At 58.7% G+C, this 8,262-nt stretch carries 11 protein-coding genes and 1 tRNA gene; 8 read left to right on the top strand and 4 right to left on the bottom strand.

Annotated features, from left to right (window positions below; all coding sequences use genetic code 11):
- The coding region (locus WKI84_RS12630) for a 50S ribosomal protein L2 (protein WP_337863916.1) at positions 1-659 on the bottom strand (659 nt) is incomplete at its 3' end.
- A gap of 37 nt (positions 660-696) precedes the next feature.
- Positions 697-1,323 carry a VOC family protein gene (locus WKI84_RS12625; RefSeq protein WP_337863915.1) on the bottom strand — a complete coding sequence of 209 codons (627 nt, stop codon included), beginning with the start codon at positions 1,321-1,323 and terminating at the stop codon, positions 697-699.
- A 140-nt stretch (positions 1,324-1,463) separates the two neighbouring features.
- Here WKI84_RS12625 and WKI84_RS12620 point away from each other — a divergent pair, with 140 nt between their 5' ends.
- The 7 genes from WKI84_RS12620 to WKI84_RS12590 all read left to right on the top strand — a co-directional run bounded on the left by WKI84_RS12620 (position 1,464) and on the right by WKI84_RS12590 (position 7,356).
- Entirely contained in the window at positions 1,464-3,335 is a 1,872-nt protein-coding gene (locus WKI84_RS12620; protein WP_337863914.1) for a nitrite/sulfite reductase, read from the top strand.
- Positions 3,332-4,306: a rhodanese-like domain-containing protein gene (locus WKI84_RS12615; RefSeq protein ID WP_337863913.1), complete on the top strand. Its 975-nt coding sequence runs from the start codon at positions 3,332-3,334 to the stop codon at positions 4,304-4,306. Before WKI84_RS12620 ends, WKI84_RS12615 begins: the two co-directional genes overlap by 4 nt.
- A gap of 31 nt (positions 4,307-4,337) precedes the next feature.
- Entirely contained in the window at positions 4,338-4,928 is a 591-nt protein-coding gene (locus WKI84_RS12610; RefSeq protein ID WP_337863912.1) for an AAA family ATPase, read from the top strand.
- Positions 4,925-5,329, top strand: coding sequence for an RNA-binding domain-containing protein (locus WKI84_RS12605; protein WP_337863911.1), 405 nt, complete (start codon positions 4,925-4,927; stop codon positions 5,327-5,329). Before WKI84_RS12610 ends, WKI84_RS12605 begins: the two co-directional genes overlap by 4 nt.
- 75 nt (positions 5,330-5,404) lie before the next feature.
- Entirely contained in the window at positions 5,405-5,545 is a 141-nt protein-coding gene (locus WKI84_RS12600) for a DUF5679 domain-containing protein (protein WP_337863910.1), read from the top strand.
- Positions 5,546-5,636: 91 nt separating this feature from the next.
- A complete protein-coding gene (locus tag WKI84_RS12595; RefSeq protein ID WP_337863909.1) occupies positions 5,637-6,599 on the top strand; it encodes an ATP-binding cassette domain-containing protein in 963 nt (320 codons plus the stop codon).
- On the top strand, positions 6,592-7,356 hold the full coding sequence (locus tag WKI84_RS12590; protein ID WP_337863908.1) for an ABC transporter permease: 765 nt from the start codon (positions 6,592-6,594) through the stop codon (positions 7,354-7,356). The genes WKI84_RS12595 and WKI84_RS12590 overlap by 8 nt, the downstream gene beginning before the upstream one ends.
- 10 nt (positions 7,357-7,366) lie before the next feature.
- Here WKI84_RS12590 and WKI84_RS12585 read toward each other — a convergent pair whose 3' ends face one another.
- On the bottom strand, positions 7,367-7,750 hold the full coding sequence (locus tag WKI84_RS12585) for a hypothetical protein (RefSeq protein ID WP_337863907.1): 384 nt from the start codon (positions 7,748-7,750) through the stop codon (positions 7,367-7,369).
- Positions 7,751-7,754: 4 nt separating this feature from the next.
- Complete coding sequence (locus WKI84_RS12580) at positions 7,755-8,057, bottom strand: hypothetical protein (RefSeq protein WP_337863906.1); 303 nt, start codon at positions 8,055-8,057, stop codon at positions 7,755-7,757.
- 109 nt (positions 8,058-8,166) lie between these two features.
- Here WKI84_RS12580 and WKI84_RS12575 point away from each other — a divergent pair.
- Positions 8,167-8,244: transfer RNA gene (locus WKI84_RS12575), tRNA-Pro, on the top strand.
- Positions 8,245-8,262: the final 18 nt, after the last annotated feature.

Below are 8,262 nucleotides of genomic sequence, written 5' to 3'. Positions count from 1 at the left end.
GTGTTCCTGCTGACAGACGACTGGCGCCCGATGTGCTGGTGCCTGCCTCCTCCGTGCGGGTGGTAGACCGCCGCCTGGGCGATGCCCCTGACGGTCGGGTAGAGCCTGCCGTGCGCCTGCATGTACTTTGCTCTTGTGCCTGCCTTCAGGAACGGCTTTTCCTTCCTGCCTGCGCCTGCGATTGCGCCCACCATTGCCCTGCACTTGGCGTTGAGCGTGAGGAACTTGCCGGACGGGAACTTGATGGTGACCCCCTCCGTGCCGTGCGCAAACACTACGGCCGACGAGCCAGCAGCCTTTATCAGCTTGCCGCCGTCGCCGGCGTTCTTCTCAATGTTGCAGACTGCGGTGCCGTCAGGTATCGATTCAAGCGACAGTACGTTGCCCCTAGACGAGGTGGCGCCCTGGCCCATCTCTATCCTGCTGCCGACCGTCGTGCCTTCCGGCGCAGGCACGTACGAGTACCTGCCGTCGTCGTAGAACACCTTTGCAAGCGGGGCGTCCCGGCCGCGCTCGTGAACAATGTCGACTACCGTCCCCGTGTGATGCTCTTCAAGCTTGAAATTGGGATACTTTGCCGGTGCGATCTTGCCGACGATTATCGCGCGGAACTGCTTCCCTCCGCGCCCGCGGCGGCGCACTAGTGTTCGCTTGCCCATCTTTATTATCCAGAGTCAAGCCTGCCGATAGGTGATTTTAAGCTTGTGGCTCTGGCGCCGCTGCTGCCGCCGCTGCTGCTGGAGGGGCCGCTTCTGCTGCCTTTTTTGAGGCCATCGACGCCGTGGCAAGCCACTCCTCCTGCGCCTGCTTCATCTGCTTTGGCGAGAGGTTCTTTTTGCGAGTGGCTATCGACCATGAGTGCCCGTACGGGTCTTCAAGCACGCCGTTGCGGTCTCCCCAGAAGGCGTCCATGACTGGCATCCTGACGGTCGCGCCGGCCTTGACAGCCCTGTCAAAGAATCTGTCGACATCTCTGACATAGATATAAAAGGACACCGGCGTTCCCCCTATCGCCTGTGGCGAGCGCGTCCCCATGTCGGGAAACTCGTCTGCCATCATGATCACCGAGTCGCCTATCCTGATGGCAGCGTGCATTATGGTCTTGCCGTCTGGCATGTACATCCTGTGCAACTCCTTGGCGCCAAACGCCTGCTTGTAAAACTCGATTGCGTTTGCCGCGTTGCGCACCACGATGTGCGGAGTGACCGTGTGCATCCCCTTTGGAATGGGCTCTACCATGACGGCGGCGGCCGTCTTTTTCCTTGCAGCAGCTCCTGCTGCCGCCTTTTTCTTGCTCGATCTGCCTTTTGCCTTGCGGGCCATTGCAAAAGTGAGGGGCCGCCGGCCGACTTAAGCCTTGCGTAGATAGGTGCAGTATATTGCCGCCCGCCACGGGTCTGGTTGCCGGTATTTCCCTTATCCACAAAAAATATATGAATTAAAACAGCGTTTTATTGCAGTAAATGAGCAAGAGTAAGGCCGCCACTACTGCCGCTACCGGTGCCTCAAGTAGGCAAAAGGGGGTCTCGCAGCCCAAGCCCAACCCGAGATGGGGCAGGGAGGAGGAGACCGAGTTTTTCGCAAAAAAGGTAAAGCTTTTCAGACAGGGCAAGATTTCCGAGGACGAGTTCCGCCGTTTCAGGCTGCAGCACGGCGCATACGGGTCGCGCCTGCACGCCGATTACAGCATGGTGAGGATAAAGGTGCCTGCCGGCGAGATCACGCCTGACCAGATAGAAAAGATAGCCAGCATGTCCGAGGCGTTCTCGATAGGCTCGGCCCACGTCACCACGCGGCAGAACATACAGCTGCACTGGGTCCAGCTTGAAGACGTGAGCGAAGTCATGCGCGGGCTGGTCGAGTCCGGGCTCACGACCCGGGAGGCGTGCGGCAACACGGTCAGAAACGTCATGTGCAGCCACTTTGCAGGCGTCTGCCCGAACGAAGAGTTTGACCCGACGCCGTACTCGATGGCGATAGCCAAGTTCTTCCTCCGCAACCCGATGTGCCAGAACCTGCCAAGAAAGTTCAAGATCAACTTTGGCTGCTGCGAAAAGCACGGCTTGGTCAAGGTCGCAGACATTGGCCTGATACCTGCCACAAAGCAAGGCGACGACGGCAGCAGCAGGACCCGGGGGTTCAGGATATACCTTGGCGGCGGGCTGGGCGCAGCGTCGTTCATAGGGCACCTGCTGGAAGACTTTACGCCGGAGGACCGCGTGCTTGCCACCTGCATGGCGACCGTCAGGCTGTTTGACAGGCACGGCAACAGGGAGAACATGGCCCGCAACAGGATGCGCTACCTCGTGCACGAGATGGGCTGGGAGAAATTCCAAAAGATGGTTCTAAAAGAGCGCGTCGCAGTAGAGATGACCACCTCGCTTGCGACTGCCGCCAACTATGACGTGGCCGCGCAGCAGGACCCGCGCCAGATGCCCAAGGCCCCCAAGATGGTCCGCCTGCCGATGTTTGACAAGGTGACCAAGGACGGCCCTGCGTTCGAGCGGTGGCTCCACTCAAACGCGGTCGCGCAAAAGCAGGAAGGCTACTTTACCGTATTCATCACGCTTGGCGCCGGCGACATCACGGCAAGCCAGCTGCGCGTCCTTGCGTCTGCCATCCGGGATCTGTCGGCAGAAGGCGTCGCCAGGCTCACCCCCCAGCAGAACTTTGCCGTGCGCTATGTAAGGGGAACGGACCTTGCCGAGTTTTACGACAGGCTTGCCACTGCCGGCCTGGCAAACCCGGGCGCGCTCACGATTGCTTCCGCAGTAGGCTGCTCCGGCACCACGTCGTGCAACCTTGCCATAACAAACTCGCACCGGCTTGCCAAGGAGGTGCAGCGCAAGTTCCTGGAGCTTGGCCTGGACACGGACAACTCGCTTGCAGACGCTACAATCAAGATAAGCGGCTGCCCCAACTCGTGCGGCCAGCACGAGATAGCGACCATCGGCTTTTTCGGAGGCGCCTCCCGCATAGGCAACGCCATGTCGCCCACCTACACGATGCTGTTTGGCGGGAGCGCAGGCGAGGCCGGCGAGCTGGGCCGGGCCGTGATGCGCGTGCCGGCAAAGAGGGTGATGGATGCACTGCTAAAGATAATCGAGACGTATAGGGCCGAGCGCGCCGGAGAGGGCGAGACGCTCCACCAGTGGATCACAAGGATCGTAAAGGGCCAGGGCACCGGCAGTGTCAAGGGTCTTGAAGAAATAAAGGCGCTGCTGACCCCTGTCATCCAGCTGCCGCCTGCCGAGCAGGATCCCGACGCGTACCGCGACTTTGGCAGCGACTCGAAATTCACTGCCAAGACCGCAAGGGGAGAATGCGCGGCTTGAGCAGGAAAAACGACACCGTAACAAAAAAGAGCAAGCAGGCAGCAGCCGGCGGCGGCAAAAAAAAGAGGATCGCCAGAGCGGCTGTTGCTGCTACTAAAACGGCACCGGCGGCCAGGAAGAAGAACAAGGCTGCATCGCAACAACAACATCATCATCAGCAGTACGTCACGCTCCCACTGGTGTGCGACGCCGACACGCTGCGGACCCTTATTCGCAACAACAAAAGGAAAGGTGATGCTGTCCGCGTGGTCGACGTGCGCAAGGCAGACGACTATAACGCAGGCCACATACCGACTGCGGTATCGCTGCCGCTTGCGCGCCTGCTTGAAGACGACCGGCCAGAGCGCGTGGTACAGCTTTTGCAGGAGCTGGGCGTCGAGGAAAAGATGCCAGTCGTGATATACGACGACACGTTTGGCGCGCTTGCCGCCCGCGTGGCCTGGACGTTCCAGTACGTCGGCCACTCCAACACGTCGCTCCTTGAGATGACGTTCAGGCAGTGGAAGGAGCTCGGGCTCGAAGTCGAGACAAAACCAAACAAGTTCAAGCCCACCGTGCACCCGCTTGTGATAAACAGGGAGATGTACGCAGACGCTCAGTACGTCGAGGCGGCCCAGTCGCAGCAGGGCAAGCTGCTGGTCGACTCGCGCGAGCGCCTGAACTTTTTGACAGAGCACATACCGACTGCGCGCAACATACCCTACACGATGCTTGGAGACGGCGGCAACATACTGCGCAAGCCAGACGAGCTGAAGCGCCTGATAGAGAACAGGGGCATATCGCCAGACTCTGAGATAATCACGTACTGCGGAAGCGTCGGCACCCTGTCCGGGCTTGCGTACTATGCGCTCAAGATGGCAGGGTACAACAAGGTCAGGCTGTACCCCAAGTCGTTCAAGGAATGGAAGTCGCTCGGCAAGCCCAAGGACGAGTTCAAGGAAGCCAACTACTGGGACCTCTCTGCCGAGTGAGAGCAGCATCAAGGCCGGGAAAAACAGCAACATGACATCGACGGCAAAAAGGCGGCTCATAGTCTGCCTCACCGGGATGCCCGGCGCAGGCAAGTCCACGGTCGCCTCCTTCCTCAAGGAAAAGGGGTTTTCGGCGATCACGATGGGCGACGCCGTGCGCGAAGAGGCAAGGAGGCAGGGGCTCGAGCCCACCGACGCAAACCTGGGCAGCATGATGCTGAAGCTGAGGCAGGAGCTTGGGCAGGGCGCAGTGGCGCACCTCATAGTGAAAAAGCTAGAGAGGGACGGCGACTCGCGCAACCTGGTGATAGACGGCATAAGGAGCATCCCCGAAGTAGACGTTTTGAAAAAGGTGGGCAAGGTGAGGCTGCTTGCTATACACGCGTCGCAGGACACGCGCTTTAAGCACCTCCAGGGGCGGGGCAGGTCGGACGCGCCGGCCACAAGCGACGAGTTTGCAGGCCGCGACAGGCGCGAGCTGTCTGTAGGCATCAGCGAGGCGATAGCCCTTGCCGACGAGACTATATCCAACAACGACATCACGCTTGAGGAGCTGAAGGAAAAGGCGTACGGCATAATACAGGGCTGGCTGGCCGAGGAAGAAGGAAAAGAAGTGGAATGAGAAAGCCCGGCATAGCCTCGCAGATAGACGTCAAGGTGGAGGCGGCGGTCAACCCGTCTGAAGACCCGCAGAAGGTGATAGACGCCGTGGCTTCCGTGGTCGGCGGGTGCTCGCCCGAGTTCCGCTACGGCTCGCGCGTCATGGGCAGGGCGCAGGGGGCCGACTCGCTGTCCAAGATATACGAGCAGGTGCGGTCGCGCTCTGCTATGGGCGTGCTCAGGCGCATGATGCTTGACAACAGGGCAGGCACCGGCACCTGGTTCCTGCTCAACAAGCAGGCCGCTGCCGCCGGCATCGTAGTCGTCATAGAGGATGAGCAAGAGTCTCCCCTTGGCCCCATCAGGGTGTCGATAAACTGCGAGGAGCTTGACGCCCTGACGGACTGGCTCGTGCCAGAATAAGAAATAATGTAATGACGATGATGATGAGGGCGGGCGGTGGAAAACTTCTTTTACCCCTGCCTGCGTAGGGGCTCCATGGAAGCATACTGCGTCAAGTGCAAAGCCAAGCGCGAAATGAAGGACCCGAAAAAGATCACGATGAAAAATGGCAAGCCGGCAACACAGGGGACATGTACGCGCTGCGGCACCAAAATGTTCAAGATCGGCGCCGCCTGATCTTTCTTCCCTCCGCCTCCTTCTTGTCACATTATTTGTTTTTTCAACACATAATAGCCCATGACGCGTAATGTCTGTCTGGTCGGTTTTAATGATAAAGATACGGAACCTGGTCAAGCGCTACGGCGACCGCATAACCGCAGTCGACGGCCTGACGCTTGACATCGGCGAGAACGAAGTGTTCGGGCTGCTGGGCTCAAACGGCGCCGGCAAGACCACGACCATCCACATGCTTGCCACGCTGCTCAAGCCGACTTCGGGCACCGCCACGGTTAACGGCTACGACATTGTGGCGCAGCCGGCAAAGGTGCGGGAGAGCATCGGCATAGTCTTCCAGGCGCCAAGCAGCGACGACATGCTGACAGGCTATGAAAACCTGCACATACACGCGCTGCTGTACGGCGTGCCTTCTCACATCAGAAAAAAGAGGATAGAGGAAGTGCTCGATCTGGTGGGCCTTGCCGACCGCAAAAACGACAGGGTCAAGACGTACTCGGGCGGGATGCGCAGGCGGCTGGAAATAGCAAGGGGGCTGTTGCACAAGCCACGCGTGATGTTTCTGGATGAGCCGACGCTCGGGCTCGACCCTGCAAGCAGGGAGACCATGTGGCGTTATGTGCGCAGGCTGGTGAAGGAGGAGAAAGTGACGGTGATACTCACCACGCACTACATGGAAGAGGCCGACATGCTGTGCGACAGGATAGGGATAATCGACAAGGGCAAGATAGTGGCGCTGGACACGCCTGCAAACCTGAAGGCGTCGCTTGGCGGCGACATTATCCGCATAAAGACGAAAATGGGCAAGGATGGTGTCATGGCAGCTGCAAAAAAGATGGGTTTCGTGCGCAAGGCCGAGTTCTATGACGGCCACCTCATGCTGACAGTCGACGACGCCAAGCGCGACCTGCCGGCCGTGCTTAGGGAAATAGAGGATGTCGAGTCGGTCGAGTCTGCAAGCCCGACCCTCAACGACGTGTTCATACAGCTGACGGGCAGGAACATCAAGGAAGAGCCTGAAGGCGGCTTTATGGAGAAGTTTGCGAAATATGATTGAGCGTCTGGAAAAGATCTATGCCATATGGCTGCGCGAGTTCAAGGTGTTCCTGAGGGAAAAGAGCCGGCTCGTCGCCTCGACGTTCACGCCGATACTGTGGCTGTTTGTCATTGGCTCCGGCATCGGCTCTGCTGCAAGCGTGTCGCCTGCGCCTGGCGTGGACTACCAGCAGTTCATCTTTCCTGGCATCGTCAGCATGTCCATCATCTTTACGTCTGTATTTTACGGCTCGTACATCATCTGGGACCGCAAATTCGACTTTTTAAAGAGCGTGATGGTGGCCCCGGTCAGCCGCGGGACGGTATTTGTGGGCAAGACGCTTGGCGGCATGACAAACTCGCTGGTGCAGGCCATGATACTGCTTGCGATAGGCGCGACGCTTGGCATACCCTTCACCGCTGTGTCGGTGCTGCAGGCGGTGTCTGTAATACTGCTGCTCTCGTTTGGCCTCACGTCGCTCGGGCTGGCGCTTGGCAGCTACATGTACAGCCTGGAGGGGTTCCAGATGATAGTGAGCTTTGTCGTGTTCCCGCTCTTTTTCCTGTCCGGCGCGCTCTTTCCACTAGACAACCTGCCGTCGTGGCTCTACGCGCTGACCGCAGCAGACCCTGCCACGTACGGCGTGAACGCCATGCGCTCAAGCCTGCTTGGCATCGGGAGCGCCAACCCTGCGCTTGACTTTGCAATCCTTGCCGCCTACACGGGCGCGCTGGGCCTGTTTGGGATATACTCGTTCAAGAGGATGAAGGCGGTCTAGTTCTGCTGAATCAGACCACGTCCGCAGTGGTTATCTTTTCCCTGTTCTTTTCGGTGTCCTGCGCTATGCCCTCGCCCGGCGCCCTGGTGTCGTGCAGCTTGTCATAGTTCGGGTGGTAGCCAAGGCAGCAGCCGTGCGGCGCAATGACTCCAGACATCTTGCCCTGCTCGTCCGGCCCGTCCTCGCTGACAATCATGCACCTCCCGCCGCCTGCCGCTATCCAGTAGATGCAGTTGTAGCAGAAATACCCCTCGTGCAGGTTCGAGTCTGCAAACTTGTCGTTTTCGACGTAGGCGGCTTCGAGCTTGCTCTTTTTCGTGAACTTGGTCATGTTGTCAACCGTGCCGGCCATCTCTTTGATCTTTTTGCCGGCCTCTGAGATAAAGTCGGACATACTCCTAGCGGGCCTCCTTTGGGTTCTCTTCCCACAGCTGGCACACGCCGTGCGGGGCGATGACGCCTGACTGCCTGCCGTTCACGTCCTGCCCTTCGTCCCTCACTATCGCGCAGTGGTTTGGCTTGACAAAATACAAGCAGTTGTAGCAGAAATATCCTGTGTGCAGGTCGGCGTTTTTGAAAAAGTCGATCTCCATGTACGTGGACTTGACCTTGCTTATTTTTGGGTACTGCCTGTCGGCAGGTATCGTCGATGTATTGCTCTTGCCTGCCTGTACCGACTGTTGCGGGCTGGTACTTGCCATGCCTAGATAACGACTTGAAAATATTAATGAGCATCGAATGCAGGTCGGCGGTGGTGGCAGTAATGTAGGTTTAATAGAGGTAGGCATAGCCTTGCTTATGCGTACAGGAGGGGCCATCGTCTAGCTTGGTCAGGATGTCAGCCTGGGGCGCTGGAGGTCGTGGGTTCAAATCCCACTGGCCCCACCACTTTTTAGTGCTGGAACC

The organism is Nitrososphaera sp. (assembly GCF_037447015.1).
Classification (GTDB): domain Archaea; phylum Thermoproteota; class Nitrososphaeria; order Nitrososphaerales; family Nitrososphaeraceae; genus Nitrososphaera.
Note: the sequence above shows the minus strand (reverse complement) of the source record. Positions and strands in the feature narration are given on the sequence as shown.